The organism is Aminobacter sp. Y103A, from assembly GCF_030294925.1.
In the GTDB taxonomy this organism is placed as follows: Bacteria; Pseudomonadota; Alphaproteobacteria; order Rhizobiales; family Rhizobiaceae; genus Aminobacter; species Aminobacter ciceronei.
Genome location: NZ_AP017987.1, coordinates 406,249 through 431,089 on the forward strand (window position 1 = coordinate 406,249; position 24,841 = coordinate 431,089).

Consider the following 24,841-nt stretch of genomic DNA (forward strand, 5'->3'; position numbering starts at 1 on the left):
GGACAAGCGTCCGATCACCGTGGCCGTGTTGGGCACAACCTGACACTCCTGCAGTCGTCCGAGGTGTGCCATTGGTGTTAGCCACCGAACAACTTGGCGCGCAGGCTGCGGATATGGCGCGCCTGCGCTGCCGGTCGGTACTCGACACAGCGCATGTAGCGTGGGCCAGGCACGAAGGACCGCCTGACGCAGACACCTTTGGTTGCTGCCGAACCTCTGGCATTGACCTCGCCCAACCCAGCCACGGCCGCGAAACCAAATGTCGCCTCCGGCACCGTGCCGGTGACCTTGAAGCCGTCGCGCTCGAGGATCGCCCGGGCCCTGAGGCAATAGCGCACTGAAAGGGCCGAAAACCGCGTCTCGGCGTGGCCGGCGCGGTACTTCATCACAGTCGTGCAGAGATCGCCTTCTGCCAGCCGGAATGCACCGGCGAGATATCGCACGCCAAGGGATATGTTGGTCCGGGGGTCGGCGAGTTCATCGACTGTGCCGCGAAAACCCATCAGCCGGGCGGTCGCAGGCATCACCTGCATGAGCCCGACCTCGCCATCGCCGCCACGTGCCTCGGGATCGTAAAAGCTCTCGATTTCCATCACCGCAAGCGCAAACTCTGCGGGCAGTTCTTTTGCCCTGGCTTCGCAGGTGGCGAGGGCACGGAATGCATCCTTGCCGGCCTCGGTGCCGAGGTCGGTGCACGCCGCGACAGTGATCGGCCTATCAGCATGTGGCCGCATTTGCTCCGGCACCGCAGCGACGGCTGCTGCCGATAGCGCGAGATTTGCCAGGAGTACCGTGACGACACGCTGTCTCATGGTGCGGTGCCAAGGCCCATCCACGACCACCACATGCCAAGGGCGGCCGCTGCCAGGCTAGTTCATGTACTCCACCATGCGGCTGTGGAAGCACTCGCATTTGTTGAGGTAGTCCTCGTCGCGATAATTTGTCTTGAGGTAGCCATAGGCCTTGCCGCAGGCGACCTTCGCTTCCGACGCCCAGACGAAGACCGGGCGCGAGGAATCGAGCCATTGCGAGCTGTTTGCCGCAGCCACAGCCTCGTCCATCATGCGCACCACCTCTGTCTTCACCTCGCCGATGTTCTCGTTCAGCGCCATATCCGACGTCGTCGCCAGGCGGCAGTAGCTTGCCGTCGGCACGTCGATCAGATCCGCCGCAGCCACCTGCCCGGCAAAGGCAAGTACGCACAGGCCGCCAATGGCTGACCGCTTCAAACCTTCAAACAGCATCGATCGTTCCTCTCCTCGCCGGAAGCAGTTGTTGCCGGCCTGCTGACATCATGGCGATCCGGTTGCCCGGACCGCATCCCCTGTTCACAAAGCAATATGCCCCTTGTCGCTGTCGTCCAGCAATGACGCCAGGGTTACGGTTGGCATGAAAAACGCGTCGGGCAGATCGATCAGGTCGCCGGCCTCGCCGGTTGGCGCCGTGGCGTCTTCCAGCATAGGCACCAGCACGACATGAGAGTCCGGCTCTTGGACGCTTGGCAGCAGGTCCGAAATGTCGACCGGCTCGACAACCAGCGAATCCGCAAGGATTTCGCCCAGGCCTTGAAGCGCGTCCACATGGACAGGGCTGGGCGCAAGCATCGGCATGTCGAGAAGCGCCTCGGCGTGCCACGTGCTGAGATCGACCGCCGATTCCAGCGAGATGCTGTCACCGACGCCAACCGTTGCGTCCGGCCCCTTGACCGTCATCGCGTCACACCCACCCTAAGCCCTTGTCCAGGCATCATATGTTATCCTGGTGCTTGGTGCCTGCATTATCTTCATACAGCACCTTCACGGCTTCGTTGACGGCGGTGTAGTTCTCCAGCACGGCGACCGTCTGGAAGTTGTTGCCGCCGCCGTCAACGTCGACCTGCAACTCGGCATTTGCGCCATTCTGGACGATGCTGACATAGCCCGTGGTCTCGAGGTCGGTACCGGGCGCAATCCCGGACAGCAGTTCGCTCAGGTCGATCTGATCACCTTGGCCTGGATTGAAATCGGTGATCACGTCGTTGATGGCGCCGATTGCGTCGGCACTGATGACAAATGTATCGCCACCGATACCCCCCGACATGCGATCGGCACCCGAACCGCCGTCGAGGATGTCGGCCCCGCCTGCGCCGCTGAGGATGTCGTCGCCATCAAGGCCATAGAGAATGTTGGGGCTGCCGTCGCCTGTCAGCGCGTCGGCGAAGTTGGACCCCATCAGGTTCTCTATGCCCGACAAGGTGTCGCCCTGGGCGTCACCGCCTGTGCCCGAACCATTCACGGTCACAGTCACGCCTGCGGCCGAATCTCGGTAAACGGCAGTGTCGGTATCACCTTGGCCATTCAGCGTGTCGGCACCCGACCCACCGATCAGCCAATCGTCGCCAGAACCTGCGTTGATCGTGTCGGTACCACTACCAGCTACGATTGTTTCTCCACTGCTGGTTCCGGCAACTGTAGCTGACAGCGGGGCCGTGGTGATGCCGATCGTGCCGGCAGCCGTATCCCCGTCCGCGTCGGTCGCTGTTACATTGAAGTTCATGGCGAGCGGATTGCCAACGTTGAACTCCGTAAATCCAACGTTCGCGACCGTGAAATTTGCTCCGCTGCTATAGCCGAGCTCAATGCGGTCGTAGCCATTGGCGCCTACGATGGCAAAAACGTCTCCGTTTACACCTGAGACAAGGATGCCTCCGCCGGAGACGGTGAATGAAGTCAAGACACCATTCTTGTAAACTTCAAACACCGGTACCGTTGTCGTGTCGTCGGTAAACGTAGTGTCGTTGTCCGCGTCGATGGCAGTTATCAGAAGTGTTGAAGTGCCGGAATTTTGAAGCGTAAAGGTAAATCCATTTACGAGGTAATGATTCAGCGATGCAGGGCTGATGCTGTTGTTGCCTCCACCGCTTACGCCAGCACCGGTTGCGAAATCGAATCGTAGTTTTTCACCGGATGCAATTGTCGTCCCGCTTCCGACGCCGAAGTCCGTGTACAGACCACCATTATTGCTGCCATTTACGCGCGCAACACTGCCTGCGTCATTGGCCGAAATGATCACGTCGCGATCGTTCGCACCGTTGAAGACCTTGTAGTTTTGTGACGAGTTGTCGGTGTAGTTGCTTGGATTGATGGTCTGGCCTGAGCCATCGTCGAGTGGCTTGAAGAATTTTACCGTATACGCGTCCTGGGCCTCTACAGTCGCGTTAGGCGAAAGCTTGACCGTGAAGACCGTCGTGCCGCCATTGCCAGCGGCATCGGCTCCCGTCTTGGCAACGAGCATGTCAGTGCCAAAGCCATAGAGCTTAACCTGTATGCCGCCCGAAGTAATGTTTGTGCTGCCAGTCGTCTGCAGGTTGGAGTTGTTGGTGCCCGTAAAGACGACCGATCCGCCATCCGCTCCGATGCTCTCGAAGAAATTGAGAGCGCCACTGCCGGTCGCATTGGTAATATTCTCGATTCGCATCGACTGGGCAGAAAACGCCTCCGGCATGTCGTCATTGAAGGTGATGGCAAGCTGGCCCGTTCCCGTATCCGTCGCCGAAACATCGGCATCGGAATCCGCAACCTTGTAGTCCAGATTGACAATGATGCTCTGCTCATTGCCACCGGTCGCATGCATGACCGGCCTGAGGAGAACCAGGTCGTAAGCGCCGGTCGCTGGGTTCAATGCGACGGTGAACAGAGTCTGGCCAGCTCGCGCACCTGAAGCAATGGTTGCCGTCAGCATGTTGGTCGTAGCGTTCCAGCCGTATTGCACTGTCTCCGTTCCGACCGCCTGCGTGGTCGTGTTCAGGTTGGAGAAGCTGTAGGTCAATGCGCCATCACCGCCGGTTCCTGTCAGCGTGCCGCTGAACGTGGCCTCGTTGTTGTCGCTTTGAGCCGGGACAACGATGTCGCCGGTGCCGCCTGCGTTGCCTCCGGACAGTCCTTCGTCATCGAGCTGCGCAGCTACGCTGCCGCCAGTCGGAACCTTGTTCACGTTCTGGACGGTGATATCCAGCGTGGCCGAATCGCCGTCACCGTCGCCATCCACCAGCGTGTAGGTGAAGAGCTCGTGCTTGTCGCTGGTGACGCCGGTCGGCGCTGTGTAGCCCCAGGCTCCTGCCTGATTTGAGCCATTGTTGGCGAAGTTGAAGACGAACACGCCACCCAGGTCGGTCTGTATCTTGATCTGTGTGCCGGTGTTCGAAATCAGGCCTGGATCGGAAGCGGACGCCGTAATCGTGCCGTTGGCCGGATTGTAGGTGTAGGTGACACCATCGACGACGATTGTCTTGATAAAGCCGCCGTCAGCACCAAACGCGTTGGCCGGAACCCCATCATTCGCAAGCACGTTGCCTGTCACCGCACTTGGCAGTGTATTCGTCAGCGTCTGGCTGAGCTGGGTGGCTTCCGTAATGATAATCGGCGGGAAGTTCGCATTGCCGTTCGACCATGAGATCGGCTCGAGCGGGCCTGTCGTGATGCCATTGCCAATGCCGACGGCGTAGACGTTGTCGATGGCGTCATTTGTCGCCGCATTGTTGTCCGGATTGACCAGGAAGCTCTCCCAGACTCCCTGCTCCGTGGCGTCAAGTCCGGCGGAGTTCGGATCGGGATTGCCGTCCGACAGGAAGTAGACATTGGTGAAATCGGCCTCAGAGGGCCCCGTTCCCCAATTCGCGCGAACGGCAGCCGTCGCGGCATCGTAACTTGTGCCGCCGCCTGCAACACGGCTGTTGATGAACGACTCGATGTCGGCTCTGTCGGCTGCGTTGCTCCAAGTGCCCCATATTGGCGTATTGACTGTCGTGCCATTGTAGAACTCGACAACCATTACCTGGTTGATGTTGACACCAGCTGAGTTCAGCAGGTTGAGAGCTGCCGCCTTGGCGAGGTCCAAACGGGTCAATACGCCCGGGCCTGGATCGAGATCGTCATCGTCCATGCTACCGGAAGTATCGATGACCAGCACAACGTTGACGCTCGGAATCGTGCCCTCATCGACAACAGCCGTGTCGTTGACGGCATTCGGCGTATCGTCGTCGACTGTTAAGCTCAATGTGGAGCTGGACGTATCGCCGTCACGGTCCGTGGCGGTGTAGTTGAACGTAAGGGTCAGGTTGTCTTCATAGGCAGTAAGTGTGGAGCCTCCGACATCGTCGGAAAGCGGATGCGACAGAGGTGCATTGAGCGTGAAAGTGTAGTCGCCGTCCGCCTCGACCTTGAGGGTAAAGGCCGGCGATCCGGCCGGATAGTGTGCGCTGGTGCCCGTAAGTGTCCCGCCACCCGTCCCATCGGCAGTCCAACTGGTGCTGATCGTCTCAAGGGTAGGCAGCTTGGTAACGGGATCCACATAAATCGCCTGTAACGGCGAGACTGCTCCGGCTTCGCCAGCAGCAGATACGCTCGCCGAAAAAGCAACCGAGGCCAACCCGTCGGCACCCGGCGTTATGTTGAGCGTGCCGGTGGCAATCTTCACCGCTTCCGGCGCATCAACGTCTCCGGGCGCCTCGTTGGCAGTGATGCCGCCAGGCTGTGCCTCGTCGTCAAGGACGGTCGCTGCGGAAGTCGCATTAGCCTGGGGCACGTCGTCGACGACGGTGACGCTGAAGGTGCCCTGCACAGGGTCACCATCCTTGTCGGTCGCCTGGAAGGTGACACCGGTCAGCACCGCGCTGTTCTCGATGCCGCCGGCAGTGTGCTTGATCGGTTGCGACAGCGTCGTCGAGTAGCTGTAGGTCACGTCGCCTGCGCCAGGTCCGGCCACCGCGCCGGTGACCGCAATGCGGATCACCTCGACATTGGTGACGCTGTCACGGCCGACCAGGGCACCGCCCTCGAGGCCGAAGTTGACGGCATTGCCGGCCAGTGTCTGCAGCTGCCCGTCGAGGCCGGCCGTGTCGACCAGCGCGATCGAGGCGGCAAGGTTGGCAGGAACGTCGTTGCCGAAGTTGACCACCGCCGAGCCCGACTGGGTCAGGCTCTCGGTCGAGTCGGTCTCGTCGGCGCGTGCCGTCGCGGTGTCGACCGCGGCATTGGCAAAGCCGTCTTCGTCGACGACCAGGTTCGTGGTCGAAGACACCGAGGGTGTCGAGTCGGCGGCCAGCGTGATCGTCACCGTCGCCGTCGAGCTGTCGCCGTCCTTGTCGGTGATGGTGTAGGTGAAGCTGTCCGATCCGGTCTGGCCGGCAGTCGGGGTGTAGGTGAAGGTGCCGTCGCCATTGTAGACGACCGCGCCCTTGGTCGGATCGGTGGCCTTGACCACGCCCGTCGCCAGGTCGACGCCGTCGGCACCGAACACGTCGTTGCCCACAACGCTGAAGGTCACCGCAGTGTCTTCTGCCGGCGTCACAGGGCCGTCGTTGTTGGCCTGGGGCACGTCGTCGACGACGGTGACGCTGAAGGTGCCCTGGACGGGGTCACCATCCTTGTCGGTCGCCTGGAAGGTGACGCCGGACAGCACCGCGTTGTTCTCGATGGAGCCGGCGGTGTGCTTGAGCGGCTGCGACAGGGTCGTGGAGTAGCTGTAGGTGACATCGCCCGCGCCAGGTCCGGCCACCGCGCCGGTGACCGCAATGCGGATCACTTCGACATTGGTGACGCTGTCGCGTCCGACCAGGGCACCGCCCTCGAGGCCGAAGTTGACGGCATTGCCGGCCAGTGTCTGCAGCTGCCCGTCGAGGCCGGCCGTGTCGACCAGCGCGATCGAGGCGGCAAGGTTGGCAGGAACGTCGTTGCCGAAGTTGACCACCGCCGAGCCCGACTGGGTCAGGCTCTCGGTCGAGTCGGTCTCGTCGGCGCGTGCCGTCGCGGTGTCGACCGCGGCATTGGCAAAGCCGTCTTCGTCGACGACCAGGTTCGTGGTCGAAGACACCGAGGGTGTCGAGTCGGCGGCCAGCGTGATCGTCACCGTCGCCGTCGAGCTGTCGCCGTCCTTGTCGGTGATGGTGTAGGTGAAGCTGTCCGATCCGGTCTGGCCGGCAGTCGGGGTGTAGGTGAAGGTGCCGTCGCCATTGTAGACGACCGCGCCCTTGGTCGGATCGGTGGCCTTGACCACGCCCGTCGCCAGGTCGACGCCGTCGGCACCGAACACGTCGTTGCCCACAACGCTGAAGGTCACCGCAGTGTCTTCTGCCGGCGTCACAGGGCCGTCGTTGTTGGCCTGCGGCACGTCGTCGACGACGGTGACGCTGAAGGTGCCCTGGACGGGGTCACCATCCTTGTCGGTCGCCTGGAAGGTGACACCGGACAGCACCGCGTTGTTCTCGATGGAGCCGGCGGTGTGCTTGAGCGGCTGCGACAGGGTCGTGGAGTAGCTGTAGGTGACATCGCCCGCGCCAGGTCCGGCCACCGCGCCGGTGACCGCAATGCGGATCACTTCGACATTGGTGACGCTGTCACGGCCGACCAGGGCACCGCCCTCGAGGCCGAAGTTGACGGCATTGCCGGCCAGTGTCTGCAGCTGCCCGTCGAGGCCGGCCGTGTCGACCAGCGCGATCGAGGCGGCAAGGTTGGCAGGAACGTCGTTGCCGAAGTTGACCACCGCCGAGCCCGACTGGGTCAGGCTCTCGGTCGAGTCGGTCTCGTCGGCGCGTGCCGTCGCGGTGTCGACCGCGGCATTGGCAAAGCCGTCTTCGTCGACGACCAGGTTCGTGGTCGAAGACACCGAGGGTGTCGAGTCGGCGGCCAGCGTGATCGTCACCGTCGCCGTCGAGCTGTCGCCGTCCTTGTCGGTGATGGTGTAGGTGAAGCTGTCCGATCCGGTCTGGCCGGCAGTCGGGGTGTAGGTGAAGGTGCCGTCGCCATTGTAGACGACCGCGCCCTTGGTCGGATCGGTGGCCTTGACCACGCCCGTCGCCAGGTCGACGCCGTCGGCACCGAACACGTCGTTGCCCACAACGCTGAAGGTCACCGCAGTGTCTTCTGCCGGCGTCACAGGGCCGTCGTTGTTGGCCTGCGGCACGTCGTCGACGACGGTGACGCTGAAGGTGCCCTGGACGGGGTCACCATCCTTGTCGGTCGCCTGGAAGGTGACACCGGACAGCACCGCGTTGTTCTCGATGGAGCCGGCGGTGTGCTTGAGCGGCTGCGACAGGGTCGTGGAGTAGCTGTAGGTGACATCGCCCGCGCCAGGTCCGGCCACCGCGCCGGTGACCGCAATGCGGATCACTTCGACATTGGTGACGCTGTCGCGTCCGACCAGGGCACCGCCCTCGAGGCCGAAGTTGACGGCATTGCCGGCCAGTGTCTGCAGCTGCCCGTCGAGGCCGGCCGTGTCGACCAGCGCGATCGAGGCGGCAAGGTTGGCAGGAACGTCGTTGCCGAAGTTGACCACCGCCGAGCCCGACTGGGTCAGGCTCTCGGTCGAGTCGGTCTCGTCGGCGCGTGCCGTCGCGGTGTCGACCGCGGCATTGGCAAAGCCGTCTTCGTCGACGACCAGGTTCGTGGTCGAAGACACCGAGGGTGTCGAGTCGGCGGCCAGCGTGATCGTCACCGTCGCCGTCGAGCTGTCGCCGTCCTTGTCGGTGATGGTGTAGGTGAAGCTGTCCGATCCGGTCTGGCCGGCAGTCGGGGTGTAGGTGAAGGTGCCGTCGCCATTGTAGACGACCGCGCCCTTGGTCGGATCGGTGGCCTTGACCACGCCCGTCGCCAGGTCGACGCCGTCGGCACCGAACACGTCGTTGCCCACAACGCTGAAGGTCACCGCAGTGTCTTCTGCCGGCGTCACAGGGCCGTCGTTGTTGGCCTGCGGCACGTCGTCGACGACGGTGACGCTGAAGGTGCCCTGGACGGGGTCACCATCCTTGTCGGTCGCCTGGAAGGTGACACCGGACAGCACCGCGTTGTTCTCGATGGAGCCGGCGGTGTGCTTGAGCGGCTGCGACAGGGTCGTGGAGTAGCTGTAGGTGACATCGCCCGCGCCAGGTCCGGCCACCGCGCCGGTGACCGCAATGCGGATCACTTCGACATTGGTGACGCTGTCGCGTCCGACCAGGGCACCGCCCTCGAGGCCGAAGTTGACGGCATTGCCGGCCAGTGTCTGCAGCTGCCCGTCGAGGCCGGCCGTGTCGACCAGCGCGATCGAGGCGGCAAGGTTGGCAGGAACGTCGTTGCCGAAGTTGACCACCGCCGAGCCCGACTGGGTCAGGCTCTCGGTCGAGTCGGTCTCGTCGGCGCGTGCCGTCGCGGTGTCGACCGCGGCATTGGCAAAGCCGTCTTCGTCGACGACCAGGTTCGTGGTCGAAGACACCGAGGGTGTCGAGTCGGCGGCCAGCGTGATCGTCACCGTCGCCGTCGAGCTGTCGCCGTCCTTGTCGGTGATGGTGTAGGTGAAGCTGTCCGATCCGGTCTGGCCGGCAGTCGGGGTGTAGGTGAAGGTGCCGTCGCCATTGTAGACGACCGCGCCCTTGGTCGGATCGGTGGCCTTGACCACGCCCGTCGCCAGGTCGACGCCGTCGGCACCGAACACGTCGTTGCCCACAACGCTGAAGGTCACCGCAGTGTCTTCTGCCGGCGTCACAGGGCCGTCGTTGTTGGCCTGCGGCACGTCGTCGACGACGGTGACGCTGAAGGTGCCCTGGACGGGGTCACCATCCTTGTCGGTCGCCTGGAAGGTGACACCGGACAGCACCGCGTTGTTCTCGATGGAGCCGGCGGTGTGCTTGAGCGGCTGCGACAGGGTCGTGGAGTAGCTGTAGGTGACATCGCCCGCGCCAGGTCCGGCCACCGCGCCGGTGACCGCAATGCGGATCACTTCGACATTGGTGACGCTGTCGCGTCCGACCAGGGCACCGCCCTCGAGGCCGAAGTTGACGGCATTGCCGGCCAGTGTCTGCAGCTGCCCGTCGAGGCCGGCCGTGTCGACCAGCGCGATCGAGGCGGCAAGGTTGGCAGGAACGTCGTTGCCGAAGTTGACCACCGCCGAGCCCGACTGGGTCAGGCTCTCGGTCGAGTCGGTCTCGTCGGCGCGTGCCGTCGCGGTGTCAACCGCGGCATTGGCAAAGCCGTCTTCGTCGACGACCAGGTTCGTGGTCGAAGACACCGAGGGTGTCGAGTCGGCGGCCAGCGTGATCGTCACCGTCGCCGTCGAGCTGTCGCCGTCCTTGTCGGTGATGGTGTAGGTGAAGCTGTCCGATCCGGTCTGGCCGGCAGTCGGGGTGTAGGTGAAGGTGCCGTCGCCATTGTAGACGACCGCGCCCTTGGTCGGATCGGTGGCCTTGACCACGCCCGTCGCCAGGTCGACGCCGTCGGCACCGAACACGTCGTTGCCCACAACGCTGAAGGTCACCGCAGTGTCTTCTGCCGGCGTCACAGGGCCGTCGTTGTTGGCCTGCGGCACGTCGTCGACGACGGTGACGCTGAAGGTGCCCTGGACGGGGTCACCATCCTTGTCGGTCGCCTGGAAGGTGACACCGGACAGCACCGCGTTGTTCTCGATGGAGCCGGCGGTGTGCTTGAGCGGCTGCGACAGGGTCGTGGAGTAGCTGTAGGTGACATCGCCCGCGCCAGGTCCGGCCACCGCGCCGGTGACCGCAATGCGGATCACTTCGACATTGGTGACGCTGTCGCGTCCGACCAGGGCACCGCCCTCGAGGCCGAAGTTGACGGCATTGCCGGCCAGTGTCTGCAGCTGCCCGTCGAGGCCGGCCGTGTCGACCAGCGCGATCGAGGCGGCAAGGTTGGCAGGAACGTCGTTGCCGAAGTTGACCACCGCCGAGCCCGACTGGGTCAGGCTCTCGGTCGAGTCGGTCTCGTCGGCGCGTGCCGTCGCGGTGTCAACCGCGGCATTGGCAAAGCCGTCTTCGTCGACGACCAGGTTCGTGGTCGAAGACACCGAGGGTGTCGAGTCGGCGGCCAGCGTGATCGTCACCGTCGCCGTCGAGCTGTCGCCGTCCTTGTCGGTGATGGTGTAGGTGAAGCTGTCCGATCCGGTCTGGCCGGCAGTCGGGGTGTAGGTGAAGGTGCCGTCGCCATTGTAGACGACCGCGCCCTTGGTCGGATCGGTGGCCTTGACCACGCCCGTCGCCAGGTCGACGCCGTCGGCACCGAACACGTCGTTGCCCACAACGCTGAAGGTCACCGCAGTGTCTTCTGCCGGCGTCACAGGGCCGTCGTTGTTGGCCTGGGGCACGTCGTCGACGACGGTGACGCTGAAGGTGCCCTGGACGGGGTCACCATCCTTGTCGGTCGCCTGGAAGGTGACGCCGGACAGCACCGCGTTGTTCTCGATGGAGCCGGCGGTGTGCTTGAGCGGCTGCGACAGGGTCGTGGAGTAGCTGTAGGTGACATCGCCCGCGCCAGGTCCGGCCACCGCGCCGGTGACCGCAATGCGGATCACTTCGACATTGGTGACGCTGTCACGGCCGACCAGGGCACCGCCCTCGAGGCCGAAGTTGACGGCATTGCCGGCCAGTGTCTGCAGCTGCCCGTCGAGGCCGGCCGTGTCGACCAGCGCGATCGAGGCGGCAAGGTTGGCAGGAACGTCGTTGCCGAAGTTGACCACCGCCGAGCCCGACTGGGTCAGGCTCTCGGTCGAGTCGGTCTCGTCGGCGCGTGCCGTCGCGGTGTCGACCGCGGCATTGGCAAAGCCGTCTTCGTCGACGACCAGGTTCGTGGTCGAAGACACCGAGGGTGTCGAGTCGGCGGCCAGCGTGATCGTCACCGTCGCCGTCGAGCTGTCGCCGTCCTTGTCGGTGATGGTGTAGGTGAAGCTGTCCGATCCGGTCTGGCCGGCAGTCGGGGTGTAGGTGAAGGTGCCGTCGCCATTGTAGACGACCGCGCCCTTGGTCGGATCGGTGGCCTTGACCACGCCCGTCGCCAGGTCGACGCCGTCGGCACCGAACACGTCGTTGCCCACAACGCTGAAGGTCACCGCAGTGTCTTCTGCCGGCGTCACAGGGCCGTCGTTGTTGGCTGTCGGGCCGTCATCGTTGATTGCGATCGACAGGGTTCCAGGCGCCGAGCTGCCGTCGGCGTCGGTGACCGAGATCAGATAATCGGCGAACAGCTGATCGGCGGCGCCGCGATCCGAATCGCCATCCCCGCTCGGGTCGGTGTCGGAGTGGCTGGCCAGATTGTCGGTCAGGGTGAAGCGGTACTGAACCGTGCCACCGGCCTGGCTGCCGGTGAAGCCGTTGATGATCAGCGTGCCGTATGCCGGGCCACCGGCGATGGTGATGGGGGTGCTGCCGGAGGCGGCGAGCTGGGCGTAGCTGATCACCGTCCCTGCGATCGTCAGCGACTGCAGCCCATCAGGCGACGTGAAGTTGAAATTGCCGGTGGTCGTCTCCGACGTGTCCGAATTGTCGTTCGGGTTGGGGGACGCCTCGCCGGAACCAGCCGGTTCCCCGGAGCGTGGCGGCAAACCCTTTTCATCGACGACGGCGTCGCCGCCGTCAGCGCTCGGGGTCAGCCCGCCAATTGTCACGCCGTCGTCAGCACCATTGATGGTGATCGTCAGCGTTGCCGGCGAGCTGTCGCCGTCACCATCGGTCAAAGTGTAGTCAAACGACTCGGCAAGCGTCTCGTTGACGGAAAGCCCCTGCACGGCTGCATAGCCTGCAGGATTTTGTGCCTGCGTGTAGAGCGTGTAGGTGTAGCTGCCGTCCACGCCGACGGTGAGTTGGCCGTAGGTGCCTGCAACAACAGTTCCCGCAGCGCCGTCCCACGCGATCGAACCAAAGCCATCCGTACCGGTGGCGTCTGCTCCCGGTGCATCCGTGACAACGTTGCCGCTGGCCGAAACAGGGCCGTCCTCCGTTACCGAGTTCTGGTCGTCATGGGCAACGGGACCGTCGTCCTGGAAGTCGATGGCAAGCGCCACATCGGAAACCGCCGATGTCGAATCGCCATCGAAGTCGGTGATCGTCGCCTTGACGTGAAGCTCAGCCGCGATTGTCGCGATGTCATCGAAGGCGGCCGCGCTCGAACCGTCAGTTGCATGTGCGATCGGCTTGTATTGCGCGATCCAGACGGCGCCATCGCCGTCGACATAGACTTTGAAGACGGGTTCGCCGCCAGCAGTGCCGACAAGGACACCGTTTCCGTCGGTGGAGAGCATGATCGCTGTGCCGTCGAGGCTCTTCAGCCCGGAATCGACATTGCTGAGCGCGTTGCCATTGGCGTCGGTGATCGCATAGGCAAAGGTGGCGTCATCGTCCGCGCCGACGGAAACATTCTGGAACAGCGTCAGTACGGATGCCGACGACTTGGCATAACCGAAGGCGCCATCGATCAGCGCCGGGTGAGGCACCAGGGCGACATCGTTGGCTGGATTCGGATCGCTGCCGGGATTGACGCCGGCCGACTCGTCGTGGCTGACACGGAACACCTCGGTCACCGTGGTCGTGATGGTGACCTTCGCCTCGATCCCATAGATCTTGAATGGATTGCCGCCAGTGAGCGTGGTGTCCGCCCCGCCCGCGGTCGAGTCGAAGGTGAAGCCGTTGTAGTTGCCAACCCTGAGCTGGTCGAAGGGCGTGTTGCCGGTAACCTCGACGGTTGCACCGTCAGGTACACTTGAGAAGGCATAGCCGACCTGGACACCCCCTTCGAAGACGGGTGTGCCCACGACCGAGACCCCGTTTATCTTGACGGTGAGAGCCTCGAATGCACCGCCATCCTTGGCGCCGATAAACAGGATGGCGGACTCGATCCCCTTTGCTTCGGCAACATCGATACTGAAGGTGACCGAACTGACGTCGTACGAGCCGCCATCGGTGACAATCGGCGGGTTGGGATTGTTGGGCGTGATGGACAAGTTGTTGACGAAATCCATTGTCAGGATTTCGGGACCACTTGTCTTCGGATGGGTTTCATAGCCGTCGATAATCTGGCCGTCGCCGACGCCGATCTTGGTGCCCGTGGTGTTGACGGAATTGTCGCCTTCGTTGATGTCGATGCCGGTCAGCTTGATGTCATGGTTGCCGGTGCCGTCCATGCCGCGAACGTCGGTATTCCCCGCCTGCAGCGTGTAGACGATCGTTTCCGTCGTCGTGGTCGTCGTCGAATCGGCGTCGCGAGCGACGATCGTCGGGATATCGTCGAGCACCTGGACCTGGAACGAGCCGGCACCCAGACCGATGGTGTCTCCGTCGCCATCCATTGCCACGACGAACGACGAGAGGTCGATGCCGCTGTCGGTGAGTAGGTTTTCGGCGTCGTCACCCGGCTCTCCGGTCAGGGCAGGGTGGTCGATCTGGTCGATCAAGGTAAAGACATAGGAGCCATCGCCGCCCACCACGAGCGTGAAGACAGCCCGGTCGGTTCCAGAATCAAATCCTGCGCCGCTGCCGACGTTGACATAACCCGTCAAGGTCGTTCCGTCGGAAACGATGACGACATCGCCGCCTTTCGAATTGAACCCGGAGTCCACCGGAGTGGTCTGGGTGACCAAACCGAACGCTGTCGTCGGGTGAGGTCCATCCTGGCCGAAATCAACAAGCGACAGCAGCGCACCGGCATTGCCTGTGGCGACGGCCAGGTTGGTCCCGGTCACTTCGCCTGTTTTGCCGGCGTCCGCATTGCCTGTGGATTGGCTGTTGCCAAGCCCGTCTTCGTCGACAGTTGCGATGAGCTGGGCCTTGCCTGCGAGCTTCGGACCGTCGTCGTCGAAGACGAAGCCGGAGCCCTGGCTGTCGGCCAGCGGCACGGATGCCGTCTGGATGATGCTGTCGCCGTCGCCGTCGGTTCGGGTGACCTCGTACTGCAGCTCGATCTTGCCGTCGCCGGCCAACTTCAGAATCTGGCTGGAATCGAACTGGTTGGAATCCTGGCCATGGTCGAGCGCTTCATAAAGCGTCGTCTGCAGCTGCTCGGAGCCGGGCGCACCAACGATGGCGATCTTGAGCACCATGTTGTTGTCTGTGTCGCGGCCGATGATCTCGCCGCCCTCCAGGAACAGCGTGATCGCGCCGCCGTCGGTCGCTGACAGGTTGGTGGCAAGGCCTGCGTCCGGAATGCCGATGAAGCTCAGCGAGCTGGTGACTTTGCCCGGGCCGTCCGAGCCGAAGTCGCCGCCGACGGTGAAGAGCTGTGTCAGGCCGCCGGTCACATTGCTCGAGACCTGCGCCAGAACGCCAATGGCGTCGTCGGTGTTGGTGTTGGTACCGCTTTCGACCTCGCCGGTATTGTAGCGATCGGCGCCGACGGTTTCGTCGAGTTCGGCGGCAAGCTGTGCGGCAGCACCCTCATTGGCGGCAACCGTCAGGCTGGGACCGTCGTCGTCGAAGACGAAGCCGGAGCCCTGGCTGTCGGCCAGCGGCACGGATGCCGTCTGGGTGATGCTGTCGCCGTCGCCGTCGATACGGGTGACCTCGTACTGCAGCTCGATCTTGCCGTCGCCGGCCAACTTCAGAATCTGGCTGGAATCGAACTGGTTGGAATCCTGGCCATGGTCGAGCGCTTCATAAAGCGTCGTTTGCAGCTGCTCGGAGCCGGGCGCACCAACGATGGCGATCTTGAGCACCATGTTGTTCTGGGTGTCGCGGCCGACGATCTCGCCGCCTTCCAGGAACAGCGTGATCGCGCCGCCGTCGGTCGCCGACAGGTTGGTCGCAAGGCCGGTGTTCGGAATGCCTGAAAACGAGAACGACCCGACGGTTTGGCCCGCGCCATCGGCGCCGTAGACACCGCCAACAGAAAACAACGACGCAAGGCCGCCAACCAGAGCCGTAGCGTTCTGCGCCAGGGCCGGTGCTGCATCGTCGGTGTTGTTGTTGGTGCCGCTCTCGACCTCGCTGATATTGTAACGGTCCGGGCCAACGGTTTCGTCCAACTCGATGACGAGGCCGCCGGACGTTGCCGTGTTTGCCTGAACGCTGAGCGTGGGGCCGTCGTCCAGGACGTCAATGTTGAGCGTGGCCGAAGCTGGATCGCCGTCAGTGTCGGTAACCACGACGTTGAAGCTGTCGAAGATGCCTTCGGCGGTACCGGTCGACGTTTTGTCGAGGTGGTCCAAGGTGTTGTCGTTGAGGACGTAGGTCCAGCTATATCCGCTTTGCGGATCGCCGGTAACGGTCAGTGTGCCGTAGGTGCCGGCGACCTGGCCGCCATTTGTGACGTCGACGCCGTTGATAACCAGGCTGCCGATGTCATTTCCGGAAGAAATGTTGAACGAGCCCGATGCCTGCTCGGCGTTGCTTGTCGGGTTAGAGCCGTCAGAAAGCGCCTCTTCATCGACAAAGAACCCGGTCCCGACGTCGATCGTCGGTTCGGTGTCCCTTTCTTCAAGGCCGGCATATAGTTCGCGGTTTTCATATTGCGGAAACTGCAACGCCGTTGGCGGCAGCAAGGCGGAGAGGTCGAAGCCATTGCCGATGCCGCCCACCGGCGTTTCAAAATTGCCGCCGGAGCTGTTGGTCGAACCAGGTCCGACCGAAATCGATCCGTCAGGACCAAAAGCGACGTCGACACCGCCGGCTTCAAGCGCAGCGATCAGGGCGACACGTGGGAGCTCGACGTCGCCGAGCATGAAGGTCGGCACGTTGGAAGCAGCGTCCTTGATGACGATTTCGGTGCCGTCGGCCTGCTCGAGGATCAGGTTCTTGCCGTCGACCTTGATGTTGTCGACAGAGATGTTGGCAGGCAGGTGGACGACGTTGGAGGCGTCGGCAGTGTACTCGGCGGACGTGGCCGGCGCGGGTGGCGCGGCATTGGGTTGTGCGGCCTGGATGGGCTGGCCGGAGCCGGCATCGACGGGAACAGGGTCTGCCTTGGCTGCAGGCTCGGTCGCTTGCGCCAGGAGCTGTGCCTCCGACAACGGCGCTGCCTGTTCCGGCAGCGCGTCGCTGCCGGTTGCGGAAGCCGAAAGAATTCCCTGGTCAACGGAGTTTGCCATAGCCCATCCCCATATTTCTTGCTTGCCGTAGCAGAGCAGCGAGATTTGGGGGAATGCAACGGGGGCGTGCGCAAAGCTGCATATCCCCTTATGCGGGCGAACATGAAAACTTAACGGGTGGTTAATTTAGCGAAGTGAGATGCGTTCGGAACACCGTTCCGAACAGACTTCGGCTAGGTGCCGTGAGTATCGAGCAAAGTATCCTGTTGAAGCCAGGAGTCTTGGCTGCAACTATCCGTTGACGACAAAGGAAAGCAGCAGATCCGGCGACTTGACCGGGGCGCGGACGATGTTGAGCTGGCCGCGATAACGCCGCTCGGCGGTGGCGATGACGAAACCGCTGGCGATCGGCACGCCATAGTTGGCGTCCAGCTTGGCGAAGATGTCGGCGACGTTCAGGTCGAGGGACAGCCTGAGGTCGCGGCGGGCTTCTTCGCCAAACCCGACGGGCAAATGCCGCTTGACCAGGTTCTGGAAGGCCGGATTGAAGGTCAGGATTTTCTTTGTCGACGACAATGCGAAGGCCGGTGCCGGGCAGGCGCCCAGGATCGCGTTGATGGTCCGGAGCGAGGCCAGCTTGGCCAGTGCTGTGCTTTGATCGGTCATCCAGCGCAGGCAGGCGACACGGATGGCCGAGGTCAGATTGCCGGTCTGCGTGTTGGAAAGTTCGATCTCGTCGACCATTTCGCCGAGCGTCAGGTGCTTGTCTTCAGCGAGCTGTTTCAGCGTTGACCAAAACACGCGCTCGAGCTTGATGCCGCGCCGCGTGCCCTGGCGCACGACAACCCGAAAATCCGAAGTCAGATCGTCGGCCGAGTAGATGTGGAGTGCGCCTCCACCGGGCAACGCTCCGCTATTATCGTTCATGGAGCGCCTCGTCGCGCGCCTTGTTGATGGGTTTCAGCAGGTAACTCAGGATTGTCTTTCGCCCGGTGATGATCTCGACCGTACTGATCATGCCGGGAATGATGGAATAGGACTTGCCATCCCGCTCCAGCGCCGAGCGATCGGTCGAGACCCGGACTTGATAGTAGGGTTCGCCGGTATTCTGGTCGACGAGGCTGTCGGCGGTGATGTTCTGCACCTTGCCGTCGAGCCCGCCGAAAATCGAGAAATCATAGGCCGAGACCTTGATCAGCGCCTTCTGGTCCGGGCGAATGAAGGCGACGTCGCGCGGCGACACGCGGGCTTCGACGAGCAGGGTCTCGGAGGTCGGCACGATGCCGGCCACCACGGCGCCGGGCTGGACGAAGGCACCCAGCGTGTTGACGTCAAGCGTGTTGACGATGCCATCCACCGGCGAGCGGATGTCGGTGCGGGCGACCCGGTCGCTGGCGCCGCGGATCGTTTCTTCCACGACCGAGAGCTCGGCCAGCGCCTGGGTCAGTTCGTCGAGCGCTTCTTGCTGCAATTGCAGCCCGAACTCGTCGACCTGCAATTTCGCTTCGACGATCGCAGCGCCGGTTCGCTTGATAGTCTCGTCGGCGAGGTTGAGCTGACCGCGTATCTCCGTCTGCTCGCGGTCGACGCGGATCTGCTCGGTCTTGGCCATCAGGTTGCGTTTGACCATGGAGGTAACGAGCTCGGCTTCCCTGTCGCTGACGCCAAGGCTCTCCGTCAGGCGCTGGACATTGACCTTGGCCTCGTTCAGCTCCTTCTCGCGCTGGTCCAGCCGCGACTTCAGCACATTGAGCTTGGTTTCGAAGTTTTGCCGGCGTGCCACCAGCAGCTTCTGCTCGTTCTCGCAAATCTCGGGGGCTGCCTTCACAAGGCTTTCGGGGCAAGCGAGCGGCTCGCCGATCCGGCCTTCCTGCTCCTGCTTGAGACGGGCGATGCGGGCACTGAGCGTGCGCGCCTTGGCTTGCTGCTCGCCGAGGCTCGAGGTGCTGACGGTATTGTCGAGCCGGATGATGAGGTCGTTCTTCTTGACCACCTGGCCAATCTTGACGGCGATCTCCTGGACCACGCCGGCCTCGCTTGCCTGCACGATCTGGGTCTTGGAGGCCGGGATGACCTTGCCTTCGCCGCGTGCGATCTCGTCGATCTCGGCGAATGAAGCCCAGACCACAAACGCTGCAAACAGGGCCGCGATGATCAGCACCACAGCCGATGCAAACAATGGCGGCCTGTCTTCCCTCGATATCATTAGAACTCCATTATATTGAACATGGCCAATATAATAACCCCTCAATCCTGCAAAATCTCAGCCGGCAGGCTTCTGCAGCGCCTGAATGACTTTCTCCTTGGGGCCATCGGCAACGACACGTCCTTGTTCCACCACGATAAGACGGTCGACGATTTCGAGCATACTGTAGCGGTGAGTGGATATGATCAGCGTGGTCTTGTCGTCGAAGGCGACCTTGAGCTGCTTGATGAGCAGACGCTCGGAGGCCAGGTCCATCGACCCCGACGGCTCATCGAGGAAGACGATCTTCGGCTTGGTCAGCAACAGCCGTGCGATCGCCACGGCCTGTCGCTGCCCACCGGACAGATTGGTGCCACGTTCGCCGACATTCATGTCGTAGCCGCGCGGATGGCGTGAAACGAACTCGTCGACGCCGGCGGCCTTGGCTGCGAGGATGATCTCCTCGTCTGTGGCCTCCGGGCGCGCCATCAGAAGATTGTCCTTGATGGTGCCGGAGAAGAGGTCGCCGGCCTGGGCGACGATGCCAACGGCAGCGCGAACCTCCGAGGGGTGATACTGGCGTACATCGATGCCGTCGAGCAGCAGCTCGCCGGTGGTTGGCAGGAACAGCCGTCCGACCAGCCGGCCGAAGGTCGTCTTGCCGGAGCCGATGCGGCCGATGATGCCGATCCGCTCGCCTGGATTGATCGACAGGTTGACGCCCGTCAGCACCTCCGCCTCTGTGCCGGGGTAAACGAAGCCGACATTGCGCAAAGTAAGTGCCCCGACCCGGATCGGACGATTGACGAAGCCGACGGTGTCGGGCCGGTCCTCGGGCTGCTGCATGATGGAGTTCAGCACCCGCAGTGACAACATTGCCTGGCGGAAGCGGGAAATCGTCATCGCCAGTTGCCCGAGCGGCGCAACCGCACGACCCGAGAGCATGACCGCGGCGATAATGGCTCCGGTGGAAATCGATCCGTTGTCGAATGCGTAGGCACCAGCCACCACCAGCGCTACAGTCACCAATTGCTGGACGAACTGCGTCATGTTGGCTGCGGCAGCCGAAAGCTGCTTGATCTTTTCGGATGTATTGGCCGCATTCTTGGAATGTTCGCGCCATTTCCGCAGCAGATAGGCCTCGGCACGCAGCGATTTGATCGTCTCGACCGTGGATATCGACTCGACCAGCAACGCCTGACGTTGCGAAGCCTCATTCATGGAAGCGGCAACACGCTTGCCGATGCGCTGCTGGGCAATAAGCCCGATGACGACCGCGGCTACGAAGGCGATAATCGGAATAATCACCAGCCATCCTGATATGGCGTAGATCACCAGCAGGAAGATGAAGACGAAGGCGGTGTCGATGAAGGTGCTGACGGTGTTGGAGGTGAAGAACTCGCGGACGAATTCGTATTGCGTAACCCGATTGGCATACTCGCCGGTGGATGCCGGGCGAGCGCTGAGCGAAGTGTTGAGCACCTTCTCGAACAGCATATAGGAAATGCGCAGGTCGGCCTTGCGTCCGGCATGGTCGATGAGTGCCGCGCGCGCCGTCTTGAGCAAAAGGTCGAACAGGATTGCGGTCGACACGCCAATCGCCAGGACCCAAAGCGATGAGATCGCCTTGTTGGGCAGAATGCGGTCATAGACGTTCATTGTGAAGATGGGCGACGCGATGGCGAGAAGGTTGATGAAGATCGCAGCCAGGGCCACGCGGGAATAGGAACGCCAGAACGCACCCAGCGTTCCGAACAGCCAGTGCGGCCGCTCGATCCTTGCCGCGTTGCCGACACTCATGTCCTCGGCGGTGTTGGCGTAGGTGATGGAGAAGCCGACGCCGCCCAATATCGGAACGGATGCCAGTTCGGCGCGCGATATCGATGTGCGGCCGTCTTCCTGCGGACCGGTCAGGAACTCCGCGCCGTCGCCTTGTTCGGCCAGTACCGCGATCGGCAGGCGATTGGGACGAAAGATGATGGCCGGCAGGTCGAAGCGGCCACGCATGAAGTCGCGATGCGCGAACTCGATCGTTTCAAGGCCGATCCGTTCGGCAAGGTGCCTGATTTCCTGGACCTCGATCCGCTCTTCCGAGAACGGCACGCCGGCGAACAGCACTGTTTCGGCGCTCGGCCTGCCCAGGAACGCGGCCACAGCCGAAAAGCAGGACTTGAACGCTTCGACCGGGGTCTGGATATGCGCCTGCTGATTCATGACGGACGGGGTCTGCCGTCAGACGCCCTACTTCTTTCTGACTGGGGCCAAGAGATCAAAAGGCATGTCGTTTGCCTGCTGCGAAGGTGTCCGCGCATAGGTCTCGGTGTCGGCTGTCGCCGGCACGTTGAACTCCGTTCGGGCATAGGCGTCAGCCTGCTTTGCCGGCGCAAGGTTCATCGTCTTGAGCAACTGGCCAGTTGCTGCCAGCAGGCGATACTCGGCAAAGAGCGACGCAAATGCGGCGGTGTTGGAAAGCGTCGCAGTGTTGAAGCGCGTGTTCTGCGCATCCAGCACGTCGAGCAGCGAGCGCTGGCCGACCTTGAACTGCTCGCGATAGGAGGTGACCAGCCGGTCGTTGGCGATTGATTGCTGGCGCAGCGTCTTGGCCAAGTCAGCCTGGCGGAAGCGGCGGTCCCATGAAATCCGCACCGCCTCCTCGATCTCGCGCTGCACCTGGTGCAGGGCGAGCCGCTGTTCGCTGACGCGCCGGATCTGCTCCTGCTCGTTGGCCTTGTCGATGCCGCCGCGATAAAGGTTCCAGCGCAACACCAGCCGGGCCTGCAGATCGTTGGTTTCGTCTTCGGCGCCATCAATGTCATTGCCGATCCGGGCGCGACCTTCGGCGACGACCTCGGGGCCGTATTTGGCGCGGGCGGCGTCAACGAGCGAAGCCGCCGCGTCGATATCGCTGTTGGCCATGTGGACGCGCGGATTGTTGCGGCGCGCAAGGCCGAGCGCATCATCGAGCGAGCGGGGCAGGGCCTTGGCGACGGAACCCGGCTTGGACGGGTTGGTCAGCGGCTTGCCGACGGTCTTGAAGAATCGGATCTTTGCCGCTTCAAGCTCTTCCGAGGCTTCCTGCACACGGGCCTTGGCGGCGTAGAGGCGCTCCTCGGCCTGCTGGCGGTCGGCGTCGGTCAGTGCGCCACCCTGGATGCCCTCGCGAATGTCGCCGAGGATCGACTGATGGAAACCGAGGTTCCGCTTGGCGTCGCCCACGATCTGCGCCTGCAGCAGATATTCGAGATAGTCCTGGACGACCGACAGGCCGATGAATTCGGAACGTTCGAGAACGCGGAAGGATGCGCCGTCGACGCGTGAGGCCTGGCGGGTCAGTTCGGCGCGCCGGGCGCCATTGTCGAAAAGCTTCTGGGTGACGACCAAGCCGGCTTCGGACGGATAGAGCTCGTCGTCTTCGACGCCGTTGAGGCGCCGTGACGGGTTGTCGAGGCGGCGCACGCCGGTTGAGGCTTCGAGGTCGACGCTTGGGAGGTAGAGCCCCTTCGCCTGCCTGAGCTCGAATTCGATTGCTTCGCGGTTCTCGATGGCCTGGCCGATTTCCGGATTGGATTCGACGGCGACGGCCATTGCTTCCTTGAGCGTCAGCGCATTTGCACCCGTGCCCGACAGCATGGTCGCGGCAAGCATTATGGTGAGCCGCGCCGCAAGTTGCCCAAAACGCTTCGGCATAAAGTATCTCCCACTCCCATCCCGACGCAGAGCGTTCGAGACCCCAATCGTACCCAACTGAATGCAATTATCCAGAAGAGAACTGAAATCGACAGTGTTTTGGTTACTTTGGCATCGATTCGATCGCATTTGAGCCATTTGTCGCCGCCGTGATGCAAAAATGCTACATTTCCTGCGCCTAAAATACATTTGGCGGGCTAACGCTGAGGTTGTGTTCTCCTCGCGTGACCACACAAGGCAAGCTCATATTCAGCCTCGGATTGCGGCGGCGGCCTGATGCCGAATCGCAGTCAGGCCGTCGGGTCTGTATTTTTCTGCTGCGACCAGATTATTGGTGTAGAGGACCTTCACCGGGCGCTATCGCAGAAAAATTGTTGCTGGCGGACGCGATCTGCCCCATCCCCGGTCGCGCACCATGGATCCATGCACGGTCGGTGCTGAACGAGTAGAGAGGGACATAGCTCTTGAGCGCCTCGTCACGCAGGACCTGGTTGCTCAGATTGTCGAGGATGAAAGTTCCACTCTGGGTGGCAACGGACAACACCGCGTGGAATACACCCCGACTCGCGTCCTGGAGAACCACCAGCGACATGCTTTGTGCCGGAACACCCGCCTTGATCAGTGCCGACATCTTTAGAATGGCAAAGTCTTCACAGTCGCCGGCACCGCGCGACAGTATTTCGGAGGGCTTCGCCCAGTAGTCAAGATTGCCATAAACGCCTTGGTCCTTGCGATAGGCGATCATGGTGTTGACGGCGCGGTTCACGACGGCAAGCTTGTCGAGAAATTTCCTGTCGCGGCTGTCCGCGGCAAGTCCGAAAAGTGCTGCGCCATTCTTGCCGCATGAGGTTTCGGTGCAGCCACTTATGTCGCGATAGACCTTGGCCCACCGGCCTGCCACCGGGAAGTTGCGCATCGGAATTGCGACGGAACCGAAGACGCCCGGGATGATGGCCGCTGTCTTCATCGGGTCGACGCCGGCCGGCGTTTCCGCTTGATCAACTGCGGTTCGCGCAACGAGCCCGTAGCCGTCGAAGTCCGGTCCGAACTGGAAGGGCTTGGCCGCAACGACTGCCAGAGGTTCCGCCAGCATCAAACCACCAAGAAGCTGGGGCATGCGCGTCTCAATCGAGACGGTTGCTTCAGCAAGGTGAGCCTGACTTGCCGTGGCGCCTTGGGCGGCAGCAGCGAGGAATGCTGCCGCTGCGAAGCTTGTGGTCAGGTATCTTGCAAAATTGGCCGTCGTTGCTTTCATCACGTCCACCTATTTTGATGAACGATAGCAACGGCGTATCAAATTATCGGAAAGGAACTAGGACAATTCTCCTATAATATTGAAGCGATATTTTAGATCAAATTTTATCGAAGTTTTTCACTTGCAGCCTAGGTGACTGGCGCTCTACCGCGATCCATGGCCTTCTTGTGTCGAAACAGGAGCCAGTCGAATTTGGTCGAAACGCTGCTCATCTGGCGCGGAGTAGGGTGCGACGCATGAAGCCGGTGCGTCCCGTGCTGATAAAGATCGCAGCCGCGGCAGCCATCGGCGCTGTCGCTTTCGTGGTCGCGTCGGCGCCAAGCCTGCCACTGCAGCCTGTTTTCAGCGACGAGGGGCCGGCTGAAGCGGTACTCCATCCAGCTCGGGTCCTCAAAAGAGGATCGGGTCAGACGGAGCTTGCCGCCGCGCGCGCGATCGCACCCGACATTGTTGCGCCGCCCGAGGTCGCGGAGCTTGGACTGGAACGTATCGAGGCGCGGCCGCCGCTCGGCGAACTCGGGCTTGCCGCACCTCCGAAACCGGTCAGGCCCGACGATTGGGAGGGCACCGTGCTGTACCGTCCGGTCGTGACCTCATCCGCTTCGTTCGAGGCGATGGGCCATACCATTTTCGTCGCCGGGACCGAGCCTGTCGGACCGGACCAGTCATGCGACTTCGCAGGCGTGGCATGGCGCTGTGGCGAACGTGCCAGGCTCGCCTTCCGCTACTGGTTGCGAGGCCGCGCACCGCTGTGTCAGGTGTTTTCGCCGGCCGAGAGGCAGCCGGTTGCGGCCGCATGCAGGCTTGGCAAACAGGATGTCGGTGCCTGGCTGGTTGCCAATGGCTGGGCCTATGCGCGGCCAGGCGGCGGGTACGAGAAGGCCGAGGCCGTGGCACGCAAGGCAAGAATGGGCGTGTTCGGGCCGCCAGATTGAGACTGCCGGGCCATTCAAACCGACGAT

The 24,841-nt window shown here is 62.6% G+C and carries 10 protein-coding genes; 1 reads left to right on the plus strand and 9 read right to left on the minus strand.

Features of this window, described 5'->3' with window-relative positions; all coding sequences use genetic code 11:
* Positions 1-77: 77 nt before the first annotated feature.
* From Amn_RS29500 to Amn_RS29540, 9 genes are all read right to left on the minus strand, one after another.
* Positions 78-812 (minus strand): lytic transglycosylase domain-containing protein, encoded by a 735-nt coding sequence (locus Amn_RS29500; RefSeq protein ID WP_286298669.1) that lies wholly within the window; start codon positions 810-812, stop codon positions 78-80.
* A gap of 57 nt (positions 813-869) precedes the next feature.
* A complete protein-coding gene (locus tag Amn_RS29505; RefSeq protein WP_286298672.1) occupies positions 870-1,244 on the minus strand; it encodes a hypothetical protein in 375 nt (124 codons plus the stop codon).
* Positions 1,245-1,328: 84 nt separating this feature from the next.
* Positions 1,329-1,712, minus strand: a complete 384-nt coding sequence (locus Amn_RS29510; RefSeq protein ID WP_286298676.1) for a hypothetical protein — start codon at positions 1,710-1,712, stop codon at positions 1,329-1,331.
* Positions 1,713-1,746: 34 nt separating this feature from the next.
* Positions 1,747-16,812, minus strand: coding sequence for a beta strand repeat-containing protein (locus Amn_RS29515; RefSeq protein WP_286298677.1), 15,066 nt, complete (start codon positions 16,810-16,812; stop codon positions 1,747-1,749).
* Positions 16,813-17,043: 231 nt separating this feature from the next.
* Entirely contained in the window at positions 17,044-17,679 is a 636-nt protein-coding gene (locus Amn_RS29520) for a ribbon-helix-helix domain-containing protein (protein ID WP_286298681.1), read from the minus strand.
* Positions 17,669-18,958 (minus strand): HlyD family type I secretion periplasmic adaptor subunit, encoded by a 1,290-nt coding sequence (locus Amn_RS29525; RefSeq protein ID WP_154384381.1) that lies wholly within the window; start codon positions 18,956-18,958, stop codon positions 17,669-17,671. The genes Amn_RS29520 and Amn_RS29525 overlap by 11 nt, the downstream gene beginning before the upstream one ends.
* A gap of 57 nt (positions 18,959-19,015) precedes the next feature.
* Positions 19,016-21,151 carry a type I secretion system permease/ATPase gene (locus Amn_RS29530; protein WP_286298685.1) on the minus strand — a complete coding sequence of 712 codons (2,136 nt, stop codon included), beginning with the start codon at positions 21,149-21,151 and terminating at the stop codon, positions 19,016-19,018.
* Positions 21,152-21,178: 27 nt separating this feature from the next.
* Entirely contained in the window at positions 21,179-22,624 is a 1,446-nt protein-coding gene (locus Amn_RS29535; RefSeq protein WP_286298688.1) for a TolC family outer membrane protein, read from the minus strand.
* 328 nt (positions 22,625-22,952) lie between these two features.
* A complete protein-coding gene (locus Amn_RS29540) occupies positions 22,953-23,879 on the minus strand; it encodes a transglutaminase-like cysteine peptidase (protein ID WP_286298690.1) in 927 nt (308 codons plus the stop codon).
* A gap of 236 nt (positions 23,880-24,115) precedes the next feature.
* Between Amn_RS29540 and Amn_RS29545 the strand changes: the two genes are divergently transcribed.
* Positions 24,116-24,814: a thermonuclease family protein gene (locus Amn_RS29545; protein WP_286298692.1), complete on the plus strand. Its 699-nt coding sequence runs from the start codon at positions 24,116-24,118 to the stop codon at positions 24,812-24,814.
* The last annotated feature ends 27 nt before the right edge of the window (positions 24,815-24,841 follow it).

Coding starts and splice junctions, on each gene's coding strand:
- Amn_RS29500 (WP_286298669.1), bottom strand. CDS start 812: ATGAGACAGCGTGTCGTCACGGTACTCCTGGCAAATCTCGCGCTATCG.
- Amn_RS29505 (WP_286298672.1), bottom strand. CDS start 1,244: ATGCTGTTTGAAGGTTTGAAGCGGTCAGCCATTGGCGGCCTGTGCGTA.
- Amn_RS29510 (WP_286298676.1), bottom strand. CDS start 1,712: ATGACGGTCAAGGGGCCGGACGCAACGGTTGGCGTCGGTGACAGCATC.
- Amn_RS29515 (WP_286298677.1), bottom strand. CDS start 16,812: ATGGCAAACTCCGTTGACCAGGGAATTCTTTCGGCTTCCGCAACCGGC.
- Amn_RS29520 (WP_286298681.1), bottom strand. CDS start 17,679: ATGAACGATAATAGCGGAGCGTTGCCCGGTGGAGGCGCACTCCACATC.
- Amn_RS29525 (WP_154384381.1), bottom strand. CDS start 18,958: ATGATATCGAGGGAAGACAGGCCGCCATTGTTTGCATCGGCTGTGGTG.
- Amn_RS29530 (WP_286298685.1), bottom strand. CDS start 21,151: ATGAATCAGCAGGCGCATATCCAGACCCCGGTCGAAGCGTTCAAGTCC.
- Amn_RS29535 (WP_286298688.1), bottom strand. CDS start 22,624: ATGCCGAAGCGTTTTGGGCAACTTGCGGCGCGGCTCACCATAATGCTT.
- Amn_RS29540 (WP_286298690.1), bottom strand. CDS start 23,879: ATGAAAGCAACGACGGCCAATTTTGCAAGATACCTGACCACAAGCTTC.
- Amn_RS29545 (WP_286298692.1), top strand. CDS start 24,116: ATGAAGCCGGTGCGTCCCGTGCTGATAAAGATCGCAGCCGCGGCAGCC.